Origin of the sequence: Pleomorphomonas sp. PLEO (genome assembly GCF_041320595.1) — a bacterium.
Classification (GTDB): Bacteria; Pseudomonadota; Alphaproteobacteria; order Rhizobiales; family Pleomorphomonadaceae; genus Pleomorphomonas.
Map to the genome: position 1 here is coordinate 4,875,015 of NZ_CP166625.1, position 19,783 is coordinate 4,894,797.

Here is a 19,783-nt window from a genome sequence, read left to right on the forward strand (position 1 = left end):
AACGGCGACTTCGGCCGCCGTTTCCGCGTCTCGTCAGCCCTGATAGGTGAGCTTCGGCTGGCGGGCCGCTAGTGTCTCGTCGACACGGCGGCGCGGTGCCAGCTGTGGCGCCGCCTTGAAGGCAGCGACATCACCCGCCTTTGCCTTTTCGGCAAGATGCCTCAGCGTACCGATGAACTGGTCAAGGCTCGCTTTCGATTCCGACTCGGTTGGTTCGATCAGCAGAGCGCCATGGACGACCAGCGGGAAATACATGGTCATCGGATGGAACCCCTCGTCGATCATCGCCTTGGCGAAATCGAGAGTCGTGACGCCGGTCCCTTCCAGGAAATGGTCATTGAACAGCACTTCGTGCATGGCGGGCCGCTCCGGGAAGGCGACCGTCATGACGTCCTTGAGGCATGCCTTGACGTAGTTGGCGGCGAGCACCGCGTCCTCCGACGCCTGCCTGAGACCGTCGGCGCCGTGGCTCATCATATAAGCGACCGCCCTGACGAACATGCCCATCTGGCCGTGGAAGGCGGTGATGCGGCCGAATGGCTTCAGCCCCCGCTCGCTGGCCGCCTTGCGCGTCTCGACGAATTCGGCCGCGCCATCCTCGCCAAACCGAACAAAGGGCACCGGCGCATAAGGCGCGAGGCGATCGGAAAGTACGACCGGACCGGCACCGGGACCGCCGCCGCCGTGCGGCGTCGAGAAGGTCTTGTGCAGATTGATGTGCATGGCGTCGACACCAAGGTCGCCCGGACGAACCTTGCCGACGATGGCGTTGAAGTTCGCCCCGTCAGCGTAGAAATAGGCACCAGCGGCATGCACCGCCTCGGCAATCTCTACAATATCGCGCTCGAACAGGCCGCAGGTGTTGGGATTGGTCAGCATGATCGCTGCCACGTCGGGCCCGAGGCGTTTCCTGACCTCCTCAGGATCGACCGTGCCGTCGGCGCGCGCCGGCACGCCAACCACGCGGAACCCGAGCTGGGCAGCCGTTGCCGGATTGGTGCCATGGGCCGATTCGGGCACCAGCACCACGTCCCGCGCCTCGCCGCGATCGACGATCGCCGCCTTGATCGCCGCCATGCCGCACATCTCGCCGTGGGCGCCGGCTTTGGGGCTCATCGCGACCGAAGCCATGCCGGTGAGTTCCAGCAGCCAGCGACCAAGCTCGGCGACCAGTTCGACTGCGCCCGACACCGTCGACAAGGGCTGCAGCGGGTGCACGTCGCCAAATCCCGGCAGCCGCGCCATCACCTCGTTGAGGCGTGGGTTGTGCTTCATGGTGCAGGAGCCAAGCGGATAGAGGCCAAGGTCGATGGCGTAGTTCTGGCGGCTGAGGCGAACGTAATGACGCATCGTCTCCGGCTCGGTGAGGCCAGGAAGATCGACGGGCGCAGTCCGGCCGAGGCCGCCAAGGCGCGGCTCGAAGGTATCGACGTCATCGAAATCGACACCGGTGATGTCCAGACGGCCGACCTCGAACAGCAACGGCTCCTCGATGGCGAGCCCTTGATTGCCCGTGAAGGTGGATGTGGCAGCGTCCGTGCCGGTGGCGACGGGCGCGGTCGGGCGGCCCACGTTATTCATGATCATTGGTCACCTCCAAAGGTGAACAGCGTCGAAAGCAGAAAACTGCGGTAGCGGCTTGGCGTCTTCGCCGGGCAGTCGCTGAAGAAGCGGCGCTGAGCGACAGGCAAATTTTCCTTGCCCCACGGCTCACCGCTCTCTGTCGGTCGCCTATCGGTCATGCCAGCGCCTCCCGCAGGGCCGTCGTCAGCGCCGCCCTGTCATCGTCGGTGTTGACCTCGGTGGCGGCGACGACCAGCACGTTTTCAAGCTCCGGTCGGTTCGGTTCGAGCCGGCTCGCCGGCACGCCGGCGAGGATGCCCTTGGCGGCCAGAGCCTCGACGATGCCGACGGCGCTCTTCGGCAAGCGCAGGGCGAACTCGTTGAAGAAAGCGCGATTGAGCAACTCGACACCCGGCAGCGTGGCCAGCCCATCGGCGAGCTTCACCGCGTTGGCGTGGTTGATACGGGCGAGCTTGGTCAACCCCGCGCCGCCCAGCAGCGTCAGGTGGATCGAGAAGGCCAACGAGCAAAGGCCAGCGTTGGTGCAGATGTTGGACGTGGCCTTCTCACGACGGATGTGCTGCTCGCGCGTCGACAGCGTCAGGACGAAGGCGCGCCGGCCATCGGCATCCACCGTCTCGCCGCAGAGACGGCCGGGCATCTGGCGAACATATTTCTGGCGCGTCGCAAAGAGGCCGACGTAGGGACCGCCGAAGCTGAGCGGATTGCCGAGCGACTGTCCCTCGCCAACGACGATGTCGGCGCCCTGCGCGCCCGGTGGCTCGATCAGGCCGAGCGACACCACCTCGGTGAAGACGGCGATCAAGAGCGCGCCGACGGCATGTGCCTTTTCGGCGATCGGCTTGAGATCGTAGAGATGGCCATAGAAGGATGGTGACTGAACGACGACGCAGGAGGTCGTCTCGTCAATGGCGGCGAGGATATCCTCGGTACCCGAAAGGTCCGGCGGCAGGCTCTCCACCGTATGGCCTGGGAAGCGGGTCACCGTCTCGACCACACCGCGATAGTGCGGATGAACGCCGCCGGACAACACCGCCCGATCACGCCGGGTGATGCGATGGGCCATCAGCACCGCCTCGGCCAGCCCTGTCGACCCGTCGTACATCGAGGCATTGGCGACTTCCATGCCGGTGAGACGGGCGACTTGCGTCTGAAACTCGAACAGGACCTGCAGCGTCCCCTGGGCGATCTCCGGCTGGTAAGGCGTATAGCTCGTCAGGAATTCCGAGCGCTGGATCAGGTGATCGACGGTGGCCGGTACGTGGTGCCGGTAGGCGCCGGCACCGATAAAGAAGGGCACCGATCCGGCCGGCATATTCTTCGCGGCCATGGCGCCGAGACGGCGAGCAACCGCCTGCTCGCTGGCGTGCGGGGGCAACTTCGGCAACCCCGCAAGGCGCTTCGCCGCGGGCAGGTCCGCGAAGAGGTCGTCGATCGAGGTGGCGCCGATGGCTGCCAGCATATCGTTCCGATCAGCGTCGGAAAGAGGAAGATAGCGCATGGAACGGGCTCCAATAGCCTAATCAAACGATGCTGTTATTTCGAGAGGCGGCAGTCGCCTCTGCTGGCGTGCAACGTCCACGTCCGACCGGCGACGACCACCTTCTGGGATCATCCCCGGCCGGGACAGCCGTCACCGTAGAAGGCTGCGGACGCGACGCTTCGACAAGATGCCTTGGACTGTCAAAGCCCTTCGACAAAAGCCTTGTAGGCGGCCTCGTCCATGAGAACTTCGAGTTCGGCGGGGTCCGACAACTCGATCCGACAGAACCAGCCGGCACCCTCCGGGTCTTCGTTGACGGTGATCGGGCTGTTGGCGAGCGGCTCGTTGGTCTCGACGACCGTTCCGGTGACCGGCGAATAGACTTCGCTCGCCGCCTTGACGCTTTCGACGACGGCCGTCTCCTCGCCCTTCTTCACCTTGCGACCAACGGTCGGCACCTCGACGAACACCACGTCGCCGAGCTGGGCCTGCGCATAATCGGTGATGCCGAGGGTAGCGATCTTGCCGGCCACGGCGATCCACTCGTGCTCTTCAGTGTAATACTTGGTCATGCTCTTGTTCCGCTGTCTCTGGAGGTTTTACAGACCGTCCTGAAATTCTACTCCGGCGGCCGTCTGACCCAGCTTTCTGTGCTTACGGTGCTCACGGACCCTAACGTCCGCTGCGCTCCGGTTCTCGAAAGCCGTGCCAGCCGACTCCCCCGAGCGAATTTCCAAACGGTCTCTTACTTGGGCGCGCGATGAAAGCGTGCCGGAACGAAGGGAAGAGAAACGATTTCGGCGGGCAGCACCTTGCCGCGCACCATCAGTCCCACCCGCGTGCCTGGCCGGGCGTGAACGGCGGCGACGTAGCCTATCGCCACGGGGCCACCCACCGTCGGGCCAAAGCCGCCCGATGTTACGACCCCGATGGCATAGCCGTTCTCGTCGACGATCTCAGCGCCGTCGCGGGCCGGTGCCCGTCCATCCGGACGGATGCCGACGCGCTTGCGCGCGACACCCTCGGCAATCTGCGAACGAACGATATCGGCGCCGGGGAAGCCACCTTCCTCACGGCGGCGCTTCTGGATCGACCAGAGCAGACCGGCCTCGACCGGCGTCGTCGTCTCGTCGATGTCATGGCCGTAGAGGCAGAGCCCACCTTCTAGACGCAGCGAGTCGCGGGCGCCGAGACCGATCGGCCGAACCCGGGGATCACGCAGCAGGATTTCCCAAAGACCGGCGACCGTATCGGCATGGACGGAAATCTCGAAACCGTCCTCGCCGGTATAGCCGGAACGGGACAGGAAGGCCGGGATACCGGCAATGCTCGCCGAGCCGACATCCATGAAGTCCCAGCCAGCGACGTCGGCGCCAAGCGAAACGAGCACGTTGACCGCTTCCGGCCCCTGCAAGGCGAGCAGAGCCCGCTCCTCGTGGATTTCAAGCAAGACGCCATCGGGCAGCCGGGCGGCAATGTGAGCGTAGTCCGCGACCTTGCAGGCGGCATTGACGACGAGACCGAGCGTACCTTCGGCGCCATGGGCACGATGAACCATCAAGTCGTCGAGGATACCGCCGCGTTCGTTGAGAAGTTGGGAATAGCGCTGTCGGCCCGGCTCAAGACCAAGAATGTCAGCCGGTATCAATGCTTCGAGAGCACGAGCGACCGTTTGATGGTCGGGTCCACGCAGCGTGGCCTGACCCATGTGCGAAACATCAAACAAGCCGGCCGCCGCGCGGCAATGGGCGTGCTCGGCAAGAATCCCTTCGTATTGCACCGGCATCAGGTAGCCGGCGAAGGGCACCATACGTGCACCAAGCGCCACATGAGCGTCATGGAGCGGCGTCTTGAGTGGCACGGCGGCGGAATACGGGTCGTGGTCGGCATCGACGGGCGTCGTCATGCGTCAGCTCCGGATAGAGGTGGGCGGACGACGGGATTCGTCATGTCCGCGCCCCCTCTGTCACGAAACCTGAGAGATTTCCCCGGACGCCTTGTCCAGGTTACTCCTTCGGTGAGCCGAAGCCTGAGCCTCGCCTGCTTTCCAGAGCGTCGTCCGCTGCGAGCGGTCCTTTTGCCTGAGAGTTTCCGGGGCGGTTGCTCCTTCGGCGCCAACGGTAACCACCGTTGGTCTCTCCCGCGCAGCGTCTCGGAGCCTTGCAGCTCCGCGTCCGGGCACGACTATCCCGAACACCCACTAGCATGACCTGCCAGCAGCGGAATTTCAAGCAACTTCGGCCAGCACCTGATCGCAGGCCTATTTCTTCTTTTTGTCCTTGCTCTCGTCGAAGCCGACGTAGATGACGAAATTGCCCTGGCTCTTGTCGCCTGTAACCACGACATCCGATGCCACAAAGTCCCAGTCGGCCGCGGCCGCGCCCGGCGCAATCGTGATGTTCTGCGGATAGAGCTTGGAGTAGAGCACCTCATCGCCGTTGCGGACCAACACGACGCGCACAGGCAACGTCGCGGCACCAACTGCCCCATTGGGCCCGGCAAGAAGGCGGCCGGCCACGCCCACCTTGATGGTGGTGGTGCCGGAAGCATCGGTGTGGCATTCGCGGGCGAATTTGCGGATGGTGCCCTGGAAGCGGACAGCGCTAAAATCGCCCTCCTTGCCCTTCTCGAACACCGCCAGCATTTGCGTACCGTCGCGCACTTGCACGTCCGGACAAACGGCGACCGGCGCAAACTTTTCCAGCGTCTCCTGTTCCGCCTTGGGATCGGGACCACCCGAGACCAACGAGCGGGGAGAGAAGCTGCCCGAGGAACAGGCCGAAAGCGTCATGACAAGCGCCAACGCCGACAAAATCTTACCGCTGAACCCAACAGAAATCATGAGAGCGTTACCTCCGCTTCGCCGCTTCCATAGCACGCGGCCCCGGCCTTGGCGACTCGTTCCACGCCGGTCATTTATCATAGGTGCCCGACCCTTCGCCTCCGCTGTGCTAGACGCATTTCGAGGCGATTCCTATCCAGGAATGCTCTCCGCGCAGTCCTGGGCGGCACCAGCAACAACGCGACCCTGGTTTCAAGCAATTGCCCCTGGGGATCGCCGCCTTTCCCTTGACAGTCCCCAGGCAAACACTTCTATTCCGCTTCTCCAGCAAGAGGGACCACGGGTGTCGCTGCCGAAGCTCAAGATCCTGCTCTGCGCGCCGCGCGGCTTCTGCGCCGGCGTCGATCGAGCGATCCAGATTGTCGATCTGGCGCTCGCCCGTTATGGCGCGCCGGTCTATGTGCGGCACGAAATCGTCCACAATAAATACGTGGTCGAAGAGCTTCGTGCCAAAGGCGCGGTCTTCGTGGAAGAACTCGACGAGATCCCGGAAACGGAGCAACCGGTCATTTTTTCCGCGCACGGCGTGCCGCGCTCAGTGCCGGCCGCCGCCCGGGCTCGCAATCTTTTCCAGCTAGACGCCACTTGTCCGCTGGTCACCAAGGTGCACCGCGAGGCGGAGATTCATCACAAAAAGGGGCGGCACGTCATCCTGATCGGCCATGCCGGACACCCCGAGGTCATCGGCACCATGGGGCAGCTGCCCGAGGGCGCGGTGACGCTGATCGAGACAGTCGATGACGTCGGCAAGCTCAGTTTCCCGGCCGGGACGGTGCTCTCCTACACATCCCAGACCACACTCTCGGTCGATGATACGCGGACAATCGTCGAGGCGCTCAGCGTTCGCTTTCCAGATATCGTGCCGCCGCACAAGAGCGACATCTGTTACGCCACGACCAACCGGCAGGTCGCCGTGCGCGAAGTGGCGCCGAAAGTCGATGCCATGCTGGTGGTTGGCGCGCCGAACTCGTCCAACTCACAGCGCCTCCGCGAAGTGGCCGCCCGCGAGGGCTGCGCGCGTGCTTTCCTGATCCAACGAGCGTCCGACCTCGACTGGGACGCGCTCGACGGCATCGGAGCGCTGGGAATCACCGCTGGCGCCTCAGCGCCGGAAATACTGGTCGAAGAGATCATCGATGCTTTCGCCGCTCGTTACGACGTATCCGTCGAAACGGTGCGGACGGCCGAGGAAACCATCGCCTTCACCCTTCCGCGCCCGCTGCGCGACATGGCCGACCAGAGCGGCCCGGAGCTCTAGAATGGCCGTCTACACGGATGTTTCCGACGAGGAACTTTCCGATTTCCTGACACGTTACGACATCGGTGCACTGGTTTCCTGCAAAGGGATTGCCGAGGGCGTCGAAAACTCTAACTTCCTGCTCGGGACCGAGGCAGGACGCTTTATTCTGACGCTTTACGAAAAGCGAGTGAACGAGGCCGACCTGCCCTTCTTTCTCGGCCTGATGGATCATCTGGCCGGTCGTGGCATCAATTGTCCCCAGCCGGTGCGCGATCGCGACGGCCATGCGCTCGGCCGCCTTGCCGGCCGTCCCGCCACCGTCGTCACATTTCTCGACGGCATGTGGGTGAAGCGCCCGGAGGTCAGTCATTGCGGCCAAGTGGGCGAGGCGCTCGCCCGTTTGCATAAGGCTGGCGAAGGCTTTTCCATCCGCCGTCGCAACGGCCTAGGGCCGGACGGATGGCCGCCGCTCTACGCCGGCAGCGCGGACCGCGCCGACGAGGTGCTCGCCGGGCTGGGTAGTGAAATCGAGGCCGAGCTTTCCTTCATCAAGGCGAATTGGCCAAAGGGTCTGCCCGAAGGCGTCATCCACGCCGACCTTTTCCCCGACAATGTGTTCTTCCTGAAGGGGCGGTTGTCCGGCCTTATCGACTTCTACTTCGCCTGCAACGACTTCCTGGTTTATGACCTCGCCATCTGCCTCAATGCCTGGTGTTTCGAACCGGATGGCGCCTTCAATATCACCAAGGGTCGGGCGATGCTCGCCGGCTACACCGCCGGCCGACCGTTGTCCGAGATCGAAATCCTCTCGCTGCCAGTGTTATGCCGAGGGGCCGCTCTACGCTTCCTGCTCACCCGCCTCTATGATTGGCTGATGACGCCGCCCGGCGCGCTTGTCCGCAAGAAGGATCCGCTCGAATATTATCGGAAGCTACGCTTCCACCGAACGGCCACAACCGCCAGCGCCTACGGCCTCGAGCTTACCGGAACCGGCGCATGACCGGGGAAAAGCGCGTTACTGTCTATACCGATGGTGCCTGTTCGGGAAACCCTGGCCCCGGCGGCTGGGGAGCGATCCTCGTCTATGGCGACAAGCAACGGGAGCTTTGCGGCGGCGAGCAGCTCACCACCAACAATCGCATGGAGCTGATCGCCGCCTGCGCGGCGCTCGAGGCGTTGACACGGTCCTGCGCCGTCGATCTCTACACCGACAGCCAGTATGTGAAGGGCGGCATTACCGGCTGGATCTTCGGTTGGAAGAAGAATGGCTGGAAGACCTCGGATAAAAAGCCGGTGAAGAATGCCGATCTCTGGCAGCGGCTCGAGGCAGCCCGCGAGCGCCACAGCGTCGAATGGCACTGGGTAAAAGGTCACGCCGGCCATGACATGAACGAGCGGGCCGACGAGCTTGCCCGCCTTGGCATGGCACCGTTCAAGCCTGGGTACAGACCACCCGACGGAGGCGCAGATGCCGCATGAAGCTGCGCCGATCCTGGTCGTTGCCAATCCCGTGGCCGGTAATTTCAACTACCGCCACCTGATGCGACTAGCCGAGCGGCTCGACCGGCTCGGTCTCAGGTCGGACATCTGGCTCACCCGCTATTCCGGCGAGCTTGCCGATATCGCCGCCGAGCTTTCGCCGTCTGTGCGCACATTGGTGGTTGGCGGAGGCGATGGCTCGATCAACGAAGCCATTACCGGCATCGTCCGACGCGGCGGCGACGGCCCTGCCCTTTCCATTCTACCGTTCGGCACCGCCAACGTGCTGGCGCACGAACTCGGCCTGCCCTTCTCCCCCGAAAAGCTGGCTGAGCGCATCGCCGCCGGTCATACGGAACGACTGCATCTCGGGACCGTAGGGGATCGCCCCTTCTCACTGATGGTATCGGCCGGCTTCGACGCCGATATCGTCCACGCCGTCGATGCGCCCTTCAAGCGGCGGTGGGGCAAGCTCGCCTATGGCTGGCGCGGTCTGACGCTAGCACTGGCCAGGACGGGACGCGACGTGACCGTGATCACCGATGGCGAGACCATCCGCTGCCGAATCGCGGTGGTGACGACGGCGCGTTTCTATGGTGGTCCGCTTGCGATTACCCATCATACCCGTGCCACCGAACCGGGGCTGCGTCTGGTGACACTTGCCGATGACCGGCCCGCGACGCTGCTCCGCGCCGCCATCGCGCTCGCATTTGGCCGCCTCGACAGACTGATCGCTGTTCAGGATCGAGCGGTCACCGAGGTGCGCTTTTCCGGCCAAGGCATCCGCATGCAGATCGATGGCGATCGGATGGCGACGACCGACGCGGTGGTGCGCGCCGGCCGGACCATTGATGTGATCGGCTGAGTCTCAGAGCTTTTCGACAATGCTCGGCGCACTGGAGCAAGTGGCTTCGCTGGCCTTTTCCTCGACCTGCAGTTCCTTTACGACGCCGTCGACGATGATCGCCGCATAGCGCTTGGACCGCACGCCCATGCTGGGCGAGGATTCGAGATTAAGACCAACTTCCTTGGCAAAAGCCGCCGCCCCGTCCGCCAGGAAAACGATCTTCTCGCCGGCGCCGAGTGCCTCACGCCAAGCGCCCAGCACATAGGCGTCGTTGACCGCGGTCACCGCGATGGTATCAACACCCTTGGCTCTGATCTCGTCGTACCCCTGGATGAAGCCGGGAACGTGAGTCTTCGAGCAAGTCGGGGTGAAAGCACCTGGCACCGCCACCAGAATCACCTTCTTGCCGGCAAATACCTCATCGGTCGTGATCTCCTTCCTGCCACCATCGGCAGTCGGTGTCAGGAAGGTGAACGCGGGCAGCTTGTCTCCGACCTTGATCATGGCGGTTTCCTCTTCTGAGCAGCTATGGACCTCGGTGAATATACCTATTTAGCCATAGCGTCGAGGCGGCGGATAATCTCGTAGGCATGGTCCTTCTCGACCAGCACGAAACTCAGCTCGACGCCATCGGTTCCTGTCGCCCCCGACGGTCCCTCCAGCGCAACGCTGAAACGGCGCCGACCATCCGTGGTCCCGACTGTCTCGGGTGACGCGGCATACCATTTGGAAGGACCGGTAACGAACAGATCGACGAGATGACCATCGTCGGCAACCGAAACCTCGGCACTGCCTCTGGCTGCCTTGGCGTCGAAGCCGACATGGTCGATGGTGAGGCGATCGTCGGCGACACGCACCGGCACGCGCGCCTGGAACGCGGCAATATCGTTACTGGCAACAGGATCGACGGCGGCAACCGGATCGAGACGAGCCGTGACGTCGGCCTCGGCCGGCACGCAAACCTCAGCGCAAAGACCGTAGAGCACGCGGACGGTGAGCGTCACCGGCGCACCCAGACGAGCCGGCACGGCCCGGATCGGCAGGAGTAGGCGTCCCTCATAGATCATGGACGTACCGGCGCCGTCGGTACGACGCACCGGCACCGGATAATCGACGGTGAAATCCTTGAGGTTCTCGCTGCGGGCAACGTCGAAGATCGGCGGGATGCCGGCGTCGCCGGGGTTGCGCCAGTAGGTATGCCAACCGTCCGGTAGGTCGAGTTCCAAGGCCGCCCGGTATGCGCCATCCTGAATGCCACCAGCGACGACGAGGCGTGCCTCCACCGGCGGCACCTCGAAGGCCGAAGCATGGGCTGGAAGACCGCCGAACAGCGGCAGCAGAAAAGCGAAACGCAACAAGCCTGATGTCTTCAATGCAATCGTCTCGGTTCGAGCAAACGTTCGCAACTAGATAGCATCAGGCGTGGCTTTCCCCCACGAAAAAGCACCGGACCACCCGTTTGCAGATCACGTTATCGTGCCATGAAACGTCGCTGCGGAGACAAATGCCATTGTCATTATCGGCAATGTTTTCTGTTTCTTAAGGGCTGGAGGGCTTGATGGCTACACCTTTCGTATGAGCCGCCGAGGATGGTATGCGTCTGTCGATACAGAAGTCGATAATCTTGGTCATTTCGACATTGAGCCTCGCCCTTCTGGCCCTCACCGGCAACGGCGCCTGGACGGCCTATCGGGCATGGACGACAGCTGAGACGCTGCGCAGGCTTACCGGTGTAGAACGCAGCTTGTTCGAGGCGGTCTCTAACTTCCGGGTCGAGCGCGGCGATACGCCGTCGGTGCTGGGCTTGTCGGCCGAGCAAAGTGGCGATGCCATCAAGGCCATCACCGACCGCCGAGTCGCCACCTCCGCCGGACTGGAGACGACGATCGCCGGCCTAGCGGCGATCGTCGACACCACCCTCAAGCCAGTGCTGGATGACCTCCGGGCACGCCGGGATGCGCTTGAGAAGCTGCGGGCCACGGCCGACGCCGAATTCGCCAAACCGCTGGCCGAACGCGACAAGGCATTGGGGAAGACCTATCTCGCGGAGGGGGGCAATATCCTCGCCGCGATGGACAATGCCACGGGTGCCATCGAGGGCAGCATTCAGGCCATGGCGCCGGAACTCGCCGCGCTGGTCAACGTCCGCGCGCTGGCATGGAATGCTCGCAGTTATGCCGGCACCTCCGTGATCGGGATGTTGCCGGCCGTCACCGAAAAGCGTCCGTTCCGCGATGGGGAGGCCGCGCCGGTCAATGCTGCGCTGAAACAGGCCCAGTCGCTTTGGGACTTGGTGCGCAGCATGGTTGCCTCGCCCAGCATTCCCGAGTCCATCAGGCAAAGCTTCGCGACCGGCGACGCCGCCTTCTTTGCCGGGGACTTTCGCAAGCTTCAGGACGAGCAGATCAAGAAGATGACCTCCTGGCAGCCGCCCAGCGTCAAGTTCGACGACTGGCGCCAGACGAGCGCCAAAGCAACGTCGGCAATCGGCAACGTCGCTGGAGCGGCCATCGACGCCCTTCGGACAGAGGCCGATCACTATTCAGCCTCGGCGACACTGCAACTGGCCATCAATGTGGCCATGCTCGCCGTCACTCTCCTGCTATCGATTGCCGCCGCGGTGATCACCCGCGTCCGCCTCGGCCGCCCGATGGCCTCGATGACCGATGCCATGGGGCGACTTGCCGCCAACGACACGTCGGTGGAAATCCCCGGCCTTGGCCGCAAGGACGAAATCGGTGCCATGGCCGCCGCCGTCGAGGTGTTCAAGACCAACGCCATTCGCGTTGGCCAACTGGCCCGAGAAGCGGCCGAGCGCGAAGCTGGTGAGGTCGTCGAGCGCCAGAGGCTGCGCGATGAGACGGCCACCGCCTTTGAGACCACCGTCGGCGGCGTTCTCGAACGGGTCGTCGCCGCCATCGATCTGTTGCACAGTTCAGCCGAAACCCTGACTGGCAATGCCGAGGAAACGGCCATGCAGGCCGCCTCGGCCGCCGCCGCTGCCAACCAGGCGACGGCCAACGTCCAGACTGTTGCCGGCGCCACCGAGGAGCTGTCATCGTCGATCAACGAGATCGGCACTCGCGTCACCACCGCCGGCTCGGTGGCCACGGAAGCTCGGGAAACCGCCTCGACCACGCGCGAGAATATTGCCAGCCTGCAGGCGGCAGCCAACCAGATCGGGACCATCGTCGAACTGATCGACAACATTGCCGGCCAGACAAATCTCCTCGCCCTCAATGCCACCATCGAGGCGGCCCGAGCCGGCGAGGCAGGCAAGGGATTTGCCGTCGTGGCAGCCGAGGTGAAACAGCTCGCCGACCAGACGTCGAAGGCTACCTCGCAGATCGGCCGGCAGATTGGCGACATTCAGACATCGACCGGCACATCGGCGACCTCGATCGGCGCCATTGCCGAGATCATCCAGCGCCTGAACGAAATCTCCGGTGCCATTGCCACCGCCGTCGAGCAGCAGGCAGGAGCGGCGAGCGAAATCGCCCACAATGTCAGCGAGGCAGCGCGCGGCACGGCCGCCGTCTCGGAAAACGTCGAGGGGATACGGAAGGCATCGGAACACACCAGTAACGTATCGACCACCGTCCTGTCGGCGGCCGACGATCTTGCGGCTCAGGCCAGCGAACTGCGCAAGGCAATGGATGAGTTTCTGGTGACTCTGCGGGCAGCGTGATGCTGACACTCATGCAGAGACGCGACGAGGGCAGAGGCCTATGCCATCTCACCTCGTCGCTTTCATGCCTTGAATAATCGCCATGGCGGTTCATATTGGTTAACCGGAACCTCACGAACCCCGGATGCACCATGGATGGAAAGGCAACCTATCTGGACGGTAAGTTCCTGATCGCCATGCCGGCGCTCGACGATGGAGATTTCGCGCGTTCGGTGATCTACATGTGCGCCCATTCGGCCGAGGGGGCGATGGGACTGGTCATCAACAAACCGCTCGATCACCTGTCCTTTCCCGATCTTCTGGTCCAGCTCGACATCATTCCTGACGAAAAGCGTATCCGTCTGCCGACGGCGGCGCGAAGCATGCGTGTGCATCAGGGCGGCCCCGTCGATACCGGTCGCGGTTTCGTTCTGCACACATCCGATTTCCATCTCGATGCGTCGACGCTGCCGATCTCCGAAGATCTGTCATTGACGGCTACGGTGGAAATCCTGAAAGCGATTGCCGAGGGGCGTGGGCCCGAACATTCGCTGCTGACGCTCGGCTATGCCGGGTGGGCGCCGGGCCAGCTCGAAGGCGAGATCCTGGCCAACGGCTGGCTCACCACCGACTCCGATCCCGACATCATCTTTTCGGCGGTCGACGGCGACCGCTATCGCCGGGCGCTCGCCACGCTGGGTGTCGACCTCGCGGCTCTCTCGCCGGTAAGCGGCCGAGCTTAATCAGCCGGCGGACTTTTCGCGCGCCACGGCCCGCCAGCCGATATCGCGACGGCAGAAACCGTCCGGCCAGCGGACGCGGTCAACGGCCGCATAGGCCTTCGTCTGCGCCTCGGAAACGCTGTCGCCGAGCGCGGTGATGGCGAGAACACGGCCTCCGTTCGAGACGACCGCACCGCCAGTTGCAGCGGTGCCGGCGTGGAACACCGACACATCCGGTCGTGCGGCGGCGTCATCGAGCCCTTCGATGCGACTGCCTTTGCGATAGCTGCCGGGATACCCCTTGGCGGCCATCACAACCGTTAGCGCCGTGCGATCGTCGAAATTGGCGATATTGCCCGACAAGCGTCCCTCGGCGGAGGCCAGCATCAGCTCGAGAAGGTCCGATTTCAGGCGAGGCAGCAATACCTCGGTCTCAGGATCGCCAAAGCGGACGTTGTACTCGATCAGCTTGGGACCATCCTGCTCGATCATCAGCCCGGCGAACAACACGCCGACGAAGGGCGTGCCGCGCTTGGAGAGGCAGCGCACCGTTGGCACGATAATCTCGTCCATGATGCGCATTTCCATCGCCTCATCGACCACCGGCGTTGGCGAATAGGCGCCCATGCCCCCGGTATTGGGGCCTTTGTCGCCATCGCCCACCCGCTTATGGTCCTGGGCGGCGGCAAGCGGCAGGACGTCGATGCCGTCGGTGATGGCAAAGAAGCTCGCCTCCTCGCCAACAAGGCAGTCCTCGATCACCACCTCGGCGCCAGCGGCACCAAAGGCGCCGGAGAAACAAGCGTCGACCGCGTCGAGCGCCTCCGCCACGGAGGCGGCTACGACGACACCTTTGCCGGCGGCGAGACCATCGGCCTTGACGACGATCGGCGCGCCGCGACCAATGACATAAGCGCGGGCCGCCTGCGCGTCGGAGAAGCGACCGTAGGCGGCCGTCGGAATGCCGGCCTCCGTGCAAAGCTCCTTGGTGAAGGCCTTGGAGCCCTCGAGCCTAGCCGGCTCCTTCTTTGGCCCGAAGGCTTTGATGTGCGCGCTGGAGAGGTCGTCGACGAGACCGGCAACCAGCGGCGCCTCCGGACCGATCACCACGAAGTCGACGCTTTCGGACTTGCAGAAGGCGATCACCGCCGCATGATCGGCCGGGTCGATGGCCGCCAACTCGGCAATCGCGGCGATGCCGGCATTGCCGGGCGCGCAGGTGAGGCGCGTCAGTTTCGGAGAGCGACGGAGAGCGGCGGCGATGGCGTGTTCTCGTCCGCCAGAACCGATAAGGAGTACGTGCATCTGGGGCCCTCCAACGTCGCCGAACCGATGCTGCGCGCCTTACCATGGCAGATTGGTGAACGAAAGGCCGAGGTTGGCAATATTGGGCGATTTGCGTGAGTAAGCTGTCGCGCAACGGCCGCGCGGCGGCTAGACTTCCTGCATGATCACGCCTGATTCCGACGATATCGTTATCCCCGACGCCAAGCGCGGCAATTGGGTCGACCGATTGCTGCCGGCCGCCGTCAGACCATATGCGCAACTCGCCCGGCTGGACCGGCCGATCGGCTGGTGGTTGCTTCTCCTGCCCTGCTGGTGGTCGCTTGCCCTGGCAGAGGGAGCTGCCGGCCACGCCATTCCCTCGCCCTGGTACGCGCTGCTGTTCTTGGTGGGCGCCATTGCCACGCGCGGTGCCGGCTGCACCTATAATGACATCGTCGATCGGGACATCGACGCCGCCGTCGCCCGGACGCGCACACGTCCAATCCCGTCGGGGCGGGTCAGTCGTCTCGCCGCCGCCGTCTTTCTTGTGCTGCAGGCACTGATCGGCCTTGCAGTTCTGCTTCAATTCGACAGCTTTTCGATCCTTCTCGGCCTCTGCTCGCTGGTGCCGGTGGTGGTCTACCCCTTCATGAAGCGGATTACCCACTTCCCGCAGGTCGTACTCGGCCTGTCGTTCTCCTGGGGGGGCTGATGGGCTGGAGCGTGGTGTTCGGCCGGCTCGACCCGCCGGCGATCCTCGTTTATGTCGCGGCCATCTTGTGGACCTTTGCCTACGACACGATTTACGCTCATCAAGATCGCGAGGACGACGCGCTGATCGACCTCGGCTCGACGGCCCGCTATTTCGAGCATTCGACGCCGAGGCTGCTCACGGTCTGCTACGGCGCCGCCGTACTGCTGCTTGGCGTGGCCTTTTATCTCGCAGATGCGAAAATCATCGCTTTCGTCGGCCTTGCCGGCTTTGCCCGCCATCTCGCTTGGCAAGTGGAGAAGTTCGACGCCGACGACGGCGCGCTCTGCCTAAAACTATTCAAGTCCAACCGCGACGCCGGCCTGATCTTGACCGCAGGGCTCATCATGGATGGCCTGCTCAAAGGGTTGTAGCCGGCCTTCGCTGGGCGAAAGCCGGCTACATAACAGTTCGGCCTGGAAAGATCATTCGTAACTGATGATCTCGCGGCAACCGCGCAGAACCGGCATTTCGCCGGAAGCGCCCATCTTGCGACGGACCAGGAAACGCGGGCGGCGGTCAGCCATGGTGGCGTGGCGGCGGCGCGGGGCTGGCTCGCCCACAGGGACGGTCACCTTGGGGCCAACGCGTTCAACACCGCCGGACGTGGTCACCAGCAGCATCGGCAGCCCCAGGCGATCGCACCAGCCCTGCCAATCGGCGGCGGCGGCTTCCATGTCGCGCGTCACGGTCAGCGGAATCGACAATGCCGGGTCGCGATGATGCAATTCGACATGGGCAACGAGATCGCCAGCGGCATTCGGTTCGATCCTGACCGACACGCCCTCGAAGGCGGCGAACGGCAGGGTCAGCGTCAACGGCAGCCCGGATAAATGGCGGCGGACGACGACACCGTCGTCGTCCATATAGATGGCGGCCTCCTGGACAGGCCGACCGGCCTGTCCGACGTTGACGCACCACTTGGCTGGCAGATGCCCTGGATCGAGCCTAAGCGCCGTTTTAAGGCCCAGGGGAGTGGCTCCCGTCATGCTCTTCGCCTCACTTGAAATCTTTTGACTATCCCTGTCGGGCCAAGCGTCATTTTTTGCGCTCGGTCCCGAAACCATGGCGATCATAGGGCGAACGTCATCCCCGGCGGCTTAAGGGATTGGGTAAACTTTTTCTCGATTTTTGAGAGGGTTAGCGGAATCTGAAGCGTCAAATCGCGGCACGGCGTCAACTCTCGGTCAATCTTCGTTGACAAAGGCACCGGACAAACAGACGCCGCCGGGCGATCGATCCGCCTATAAAAGGCTTGCGCATCAGAGGGTTGACCGGCAGACTCCGAAAGGATCCGAAACGGCCTTACGGTGAAGGCCGGCAAGGAGTTGCCGCATTTCTATAGGAGGAAGGCGGCTACAAGGCTTGTCGGCTGACTCCCCCAGCCCTAAACACGAACCTTCCGCAACCGATCGGATACCCGCATGAGCGATCTCGTCGACCTCGACCAATTGACCGGACAGGCTGCCCGCCTTGTCGAGGCGGCTCGCGCCGCCGGTGCCGACGCAGCCGACGCCGTCGCCGTGCGCTCGGTCAACCAAGTAGCGAGTGTGCTCAAGGGCAAGGTCGAGAAGATCGAGCACGCCGAGAACGACGATTTTGGCCTCAGGGTCTTCGTCGGCGATCGCAATGCCACGATCTCAGCGACGCTCGGCTCGGACGTGGAAGCGTTGGCGGCCCGTGCCGTCGCCATGGCGCGCGCCGCGCCGTCCGATCGCTTTGCCGGCTTGGCCGATAGTTCGCTGCTTGCCACTGCCTGGCCCGATATCGATCTGCTCGACGAGTCGCCCGTTTCCGCCGCCGACCTTGCCGAACGAGGCCGGGTTGTCGAGGCGGCGGCATTGGCGGTTGACGGCGTCACCAATACCACCGGCGCCAGCGCTTACTGGGCGCGCGGCGGCATGGCGCTAGTGACGTCCAGCGGCTTTTCCGGCGCCTATGAATCCTCTGGCCACGGTCACTCGGTCGCCGCCATCGCCGGCAGCGGCACAGGTATGGAGCGCGACTGGGACTCGTCGTCAAAGACTCATCTCGCAGATCTCGAAAGCGCCGAGATCGTCGGAGCCCGAGCGGGCGGCCGCGCCGTGCGCCGCCTCAATCCACGGCAGGTCGCGACACAGACCGCGGCGGTGGTCTACGACCCACGCGTTGCGACCAGCCTGATCGGCGCGCTTATCGGTGCCATTTCCGGTGCGTCGATCGCCCGCCGCTCGTCTTTTCTGAAGGATAAGCTTGGCAAACAGTTGTTCGGCTCCGCGATCCGCGTCACCGACGATCCGCTACGCCGGCGCGGTCCTGGTTCGCGGCCCTTCGATGGCGAAGGTGTCGGCTCGGTCGCGCTCGATCTGGTTCAGGAGGGCGTGCTCCAGACGTGGCTGCTCGACAGCGCAACAGCACGAGAACTCGACCTTCAGACCAATGGCCGGGCCGGTCGCGGCACCGGTACGCCCAGCCCATCGTCTACCAATGTGCTGCTGCATCCAGGCAATCAATCACCGGCCGAGCTGATCAAAGCGGTCGGCACTGGCCTATATGTCACCGACTTCATTGGCCATGGCGCCAATCTTCTCACCGGCGACTATTCGCGCGGTGCTGCGGGCTTCTGGATTGAGAACGGTGAAATCGCCTATCCCGTCGCCGAGATCACGGTAGCCGGCAATCTCCTCGACATGTTCCGCGAACTGGTGCCGGCCGACGACATCGAGTTCCGCTCGGCCTTCACCGCGCCAACGGTGGCTATCGGGGGATTGACGATTGCCGGCCGCTGACAGCGCACGCATCGATGAGGATACCGCGCTTCTCTCCGATGCGGCGCTCGCGGCGGCGAGTATCGGTCTTTCCTTCTTTCGCCGCGACCCACGCGTGTGGAAGAAGGACAATGACTCGCCAGTCAGCGAAGCTGATCTCGCGATCGACGCCTTTCTGAAGGAGCGCCTGCTGGCCGCTCGCCCCAGCTACGGCTGGCTGTCGGAGGAAACCGAGGACGATGCGGCCCGGCTTGGCTGCGAGCGTGTTTTCGTGGTCGACCCGATTGACGGCACGCGCGGTTTTCTCGCCGGTTCCGATCAGTGGACTATCTCGCTCGCCGTCGTAGAGCACGGACGGCCGGTTGCGGCGGCGCTTTTGCAGCCGTCGGTGAGTCACCTCTACACCGCCGGTCATCGGCGCGGTTCTTTCCTCGACGGCAATCGCCTGCGCTTGCCGCCGCGCCCGAGCCTTGCCGATGTACGCGTCGCCGGCCCGGCGGTCCTCATTTCCCGCCTGTCGCGGCCCGTACCGACGCTGAGGAGTCGCGGCTATGTCGCTTCGCTGGCGCTCAGGATTGCCATGGTCGCGGATGGCACGCTCGATCTCGCGTTTGCACGCAACGGCGCCCACGATTGGGATATCGCCGCCGCCGATCTCATCGTCGCCGAAGCAGGTGGGACGCTCGAGACCATCGACGGCGCCTCCATCATCTACAACCGACCTGACGCCGACCACGACAGCCTGATCGCTGGCTTGCCGGCGCTGACGCGGGCGGCGGCGGCGGCTCTGGGGCCTTACTAATTCGACACCCTTGCAAAATAGACTGAGCTTGACGAAAAGAGGATGGGCGGCCTGCGCGAGGCGCTCAGTGTGGAAGGCGGAATTTTCCATGACGACCGAAGTCACCTCGAAGCAGCTGCTTCACCTGGTTATCGGCGGCGAGATGAAGGCACTCGATTCGACTGAGTTTGCCGATACCAATGCCATCGATATCGTTGGTGCTTTCCCCAGCTATGCCGCGGCCTATGCCGCGTGGAAGCAGAAGGCACAGGCCACCGTCGACCAAGCGCAAACGCGCTATTTCATCGTCCATCTGCATCGCCTGCTGGATCCGTCAAACTGATGCCGAGCAAGGCCGGACATCACGTCGCGAC

General features: G+C 63.8%; 19 protein-coding genes, 1 pseudogene and 1 riboswitch. Of the genes and pseudogenes, 10 read left to right on the plus strand and 10 right to left on the minus strand.

Translation table 11 applies throughout. The annotated features are described in order from the left end of the window. Window positions 1–33: 33 nt before the first annotated feature. The 6 genes from gcvPB to AB6N07_RS22550 form a co-directional block, all read right to left on the minus strand. The gene (gene gcvPB, locus AB6N07_RS22525; protein ID WP_370675278.1) at window positions 34–1,587 is read right to left on the minus strand and encodes an aminomethyl-transferring glycine dehydrogenase subunit GcvPB; all 1,554 of its coding nucleotides are present in this window, start codon (window positions 1,585–1,587) and stop codon (window positions 34–36) included. Beyond that, window positions 1,584–1,742: a hypothetical protein gene (locus AB6N07_RS22530; RefSeq protein ID WP_370675279.1), complete on the minus strand. Its 159-nt coding sequence runs from the start codon at window positions 1,740–1,742 to the stop codon at window positions 1,584–1,586. The genes gcvPB and AB6N07_RS22530 overlap by 4 nt, the downstream gene beginning before the upstream one ends. Beyond that, on the minus strand, window positions 1,739–3,085 hold the full coding sequence (gcvPA, locus tag AB6N07_RS22535) for an aminomethyl-transferring glycine dehydrogenase subunit GcvPA (protein WP_370675280.1): 1,347 nt from the start codon (window positions 3,083–3,085) through the stop codon (window positions 1,739–1,741). Before gcvPA ends, AB6N07_RS22530 begins: the two co-directional genes overlap by 4 nt. 182 nt (window positions 3,086–3,267) lie before the next feature. Next, the gene (gene gcvH / locus AB6N07_RS22540; protein ID WP_370675281.1) at window positions 3,268–3,639 is read right to left on the minus strand and encodes a glycine cleavage system protein GcvH; all 372 of its coding nucleotides are present in this window, start codon (window positions 3,637–3,639) and stop codon (window positions 3,268–3,270) included. Window positions 3,640–3,812: 173 nt separating this feature from the next. Beyond that, the gene (gcvT, locus tag AB6N07_RS22545) at window positions 3,813–4,973 is read right to left on the minus strand and encodes a glycine cleavage system aminomethyltransferase GcvT (protein ID WP_370675282.1); all 1,161 of its coding nucleotides are present in this window, start codon (window positions 4,971–4,973) and stop codon (window positions 3,813–3,815) included. 153 nt (window positions 4,974–5,126) lie between these two features. Continuing rightward, a riboswitch (glycine riboswitch) is annotated at window positions 5,127–5,220 on the minus strand. A gap of 107 nt (window positions 5,221–5,327) precedes the next feature. After that, on the minus strand, window positions 5,328–5,909 hold the full coding sequence (locus tag AB6N07_RS22550) for a hypothetical protein (RefSeq protein ID WP_370675283.1): 582 nt from the start codon (window positions 5,907–5,909) through the stop codon (window positions 5,328–5,330). A 283-nt stretch (window positions 5,910–6,192) separates the two neighbouring features. On the opposite strand from AB6N07_RS22550, the gene ispH reads away from it, so the two are divergent. From ispH to AB6N07_RS22570, 4 genes are read left to right on the plus strand one after another with little or no spacing between them, the layout of a single operon-like run. Further along, a complete protein-coding gene (ispH, locus tag AB6N07_RS22555; RefSeq protein WP_370675284.1) occupies window positions 6,193–7,167 on the plus strand; it encodes a 4-hydroxy-3-methylbut-2-enyl diphosphate reductase in 975 nt (324 codons plus the stop codon). A gap of 1 nt (window position 7,168) precedes the next feature. Continuing rightward, window positions 7,169–8,149 carry a homoserine kinase gene (locus AB6N07_RS22560; RefSeq protein WP_370675285.1) on the plus strand — a complete coding sequence of 327 codons (981 nt, stop codon included), beginning with the start codon at window positions 7,169–7,171 and terminating at the stop codon, window positions 8,147–8,149. Beyond that, window positions 8,146–8,628, plus strand: a complete 483-nt coding sequence (rnhA, locus tag AB6N07_RS22565) for a ribonuclease HI (protein ID WP_370675286.1) — start codon at window positions 8,146–8,148, stop codon at window positions 8,626–8,628. Before AB6N07_RS22560 ends, rnhA begins: the two co-directional genes overlap by 4 nt. Further along, window positions 8,618–9,493, plus strand: coding sequence for a diacylglycerol kinase family protein (locus AB6N07_RS22570; protein ID WP_370675287.1), 876 nt, complete (start codon window positions 8,618–8,620; stop codon window positions 9,491–9,493). The genes rnhA and AB6N07_RS22570 overlap by 11 nt, the downstream gene beginning before the upstream one ends. 3 nt (window positions 9,494–9,496) lie before the next feature. Here AB6N07_RS22570 and AB6N07_RS22575 read toward each other — a convergent pair whose 3' ends face one another. Together AB6N07_RS22575 and AB6N07_RS22580 are read right to left on the minus strand one after the other, a co-directional pair. Beyond that, a complete protein-coding gene (locus tag AB6N07_RS22575) occupies window positions 9,497–9,979 on the minus strand; it encodes a peroxiredoxin (protein ID WP_370675288.1) in 483 nt (160 codons plus the stop codon). Between the two features lie 44 nt (window positions 9,980–10,023). Further along, window positions 10,024–10,830, minus strand: coding sequence for a protein-disulfide reductase DsbD domain-containing protein (locus AB6N07_RS22580; RefSeq protein ID WP_370675289.1), 807 nt, complete (start codon window positions 10,828–10,830; stop codon window positions 10,024–10,026). 239 nt (window positions 10,831–11,069) lie between these two features. On the opposite strand from AB6N07_RS22580, the gene AB6N07_RS22585 reads away from it, so the two are divergent. Then, a complete protein-coding gene (locus AB6N07_RS22585; RefSeq protein ID WP_370675290.1) occupies window positions 11,070–13,163 on the plus strand; it encodes a methyl-accepting chemotaxis protein in 2,094 nt (697 codons plus the stop codon). Between the two features lie 131 nt (window positions 13,164–13,294). Next, the gene (locus tag AB6N07_RS22590; protein WP_370675291.1) at window positions 13,295–13,885 is read left to right on the plus strand and encodes a YqgE/AlgH family protein; all 591 of its coding nucleotides are present in this window, start codon (window positions 13,295–13,297) and stop codon (window positions 13,883–13,885) included. Here AB6N07_RS22590 and purD read toward each other — a convergent pair whose 3' ends face one another. After that, window positions 13,886–15,169, minus strand: coding sequence for a phosphoribosylamine--glycine ligase (gene purD / locus AB6N07_RS22595; RefSeq protein WP_370675292.1), 1,284 nt, complete (start codon window positions 15,167–15,169; stop codon window positions 13,886–13,888). It lies immediately after the preceding gene. A gap of 142 nt (window positions 15,170–15,311) precedes the next feature. On the opposite strand from purD, the pseudogene ubiA reads away from it, so the two are divergent. Beyond that, a pseudogene (gene ubiA / locus AB6N07_RS22600) lies at window positions 15,312–16,255 on the plus strand (4-hydroxybenzoate octaprenyltransferase). Between the two features lie 51 nt (window positions 16,256–16,306). On the opposite strand, the gene AB6N07_RS22605 reads toward ubiA, so the two are convergent. Further along, window positions 16,307–16,870, minus strand: coding sequence for a DUF6101 family protein (locus AB6N07_RS22605; RefSeq protein WP_370675293.1), 564 nt, complete (start codon window positions 16,868–16,870; stop codon window positions 16,307–16,309). A gap of 435 nt (window positions 16,871–17,305) precedes the next feature. On the opposite strand from AB6N07_RS22605, the gene AB6N07_RS22610 reads away from it, so the two are divergent. The 3 genes from AB6N07_RS22610 to AB6N07_RS22620 all read left to right on the plus strand — a co-directional run bounded on the left by AB6N07_RS22610 (window position 17,306) and on the right by AB6N07_RS22620 (window position 19,752). Beyond that, a complete protein-coding gene (locus AB6N07_RS22610; protein WP_370675294.1) occupies window positions 17,306–18,649 on the plus strand; it encodes a TldD/PmbA family protein in 1,344 nt (447 codons plus the stop codon). Then, complete coding sequence (locus AB6N07_RS22615) at window positions 18,636–19,430, plus strand: 3'(2'),5'-bisphosphate nucleotidase CysQ (RefSeq protein WP_370675295.1); 795 nt, start codon at window positions 18,636–18,638, stop codon at window positions 19,428–19,430. Before AB6N07_RS22610 ends, AB6N07_RS22615 begins: the two co-directional genes overlap by 14 nt. An 88-nt stretch (window positions 19,431–19,518) precedes the next feature. Beyond that, complete coding sequence (locus AB6N07_RS22620; RefSeq protein ID WP_370675296.1) at window positions 19,519–19,752, plus strand: DUF4170 domain-containing protein; 234 nt, start codon at window positions 19,519–19,521, stop codon at window positions 19,750–19,752. The last annotated feature ends 31 nt before the right edge of the window (window positions 19,753–19,783 follow it).

Coding starts and splice junctions, on each gene's coding strand:
- AB6N07_RS22560 (WP_370675285.1), top strand. CDS start 7,169: ATGGCCGTCTACACGGATGTTTCCGACGAGGAACTTTCCGATTTCCTG.
- AB6N07_RS22605 (WP_370675293.1), bottom strand. CDS start 16,870: ATGACGGGAGCCACTCCCCTGGGCCTTAAAACGGCGCTTAGGCTCGAT.
- rnhA (WP_370675286.1), top strand. CDS start 8,146: ATGACCGGGGAAAAGCGCGTTACTGTCTATACCGATGGTGCCTGTTCG.
- AB6N07_RS22620 (WP_370675296.1), top strand. CDS start 19,519: ATGACGACCGAAGTCACCTCGAAGCAGCTGCTTCACCTGGTTATCGGC.
- AB6N07_RS22550 (WP_370675283.1), bottom strand. CDS start 5,909: ATGATTTCTGTTGGGTTCAGCGGTAAGATTTTGTCGGCGTTGGCGCTT.
- AB6N07_RS22590 (WP_370675291.1), top strand. CDS start 13,295: ATGGATGGAAAGGCAACCTATCTGGACGGTAAGTTCCTGATCGCCATG.
- purD (WP_370675292.1), bottom strand. CDS start 15,169: ATGCACGTACTCCTTATCGGTTCTGGCGGACGAGAACACGCCATCGCC.
- gcvPB (WP_370675278.1), bottom strand. CDS start 1,587: ATGATCATGAATAACGTGGGCCGCCCGACCGCGCCCGTCGCCACCGGC.
- AB6N07_RS22530 (WP_370675279.1), bottom strand. CDS start 1,742: ATGACCGATAGGCGACCGACAGAGAGCGGTGAGCCGTGGGGCAAGGAA.
- AB6N07_RS22575 (WP_370675288.1), bottom strand. CDS start 9,979: ATGATCAAGGTCGGAGACAAGCTGCCCGCGTTCACCTTCCTGACACCG.
- gcvPA (WP_370675280.1), bottom strand. CDS start 3,085: ATGCGCTATCTTCCTCTTTCCGACGCTGATCGGAACGATATGCTGGCA.
- gcvH (WP_370675281.1), bottom strand. CDS start 3,639: ATGACCAAGTATTACACTGAAGAGCACGAGTGGATCGCCGTGGCCGGC.
- AB6N07_RS22585 (WP_370675290.1), top strand. CDS start 11,070: ATGCGTCTGTCGATACAGAAGTCGATAATCTTGGTCATTTCGACATTG.
- AB6N07_RS22570 (WP_370675287.1), top strand. CDS start 8,618: ATGCCGCATGAAGCTGCGCCGATCCTGGTCGTTGCCAATCCCGTGGCC.
- gcvT (WP_370675282.1), bottom strand. CDS start 4,973: ATGACGACGCCCGTCGATGCCGACCACGACCCGTATTCCGCCGCCGTG.
- AB6N07_RS22610 (WP_370675294.1), top strand. CDS start 17,306: ATGAGCGATCTCGTCGACCTCGACCAATTGACCGGACAGGCTGCCCGC.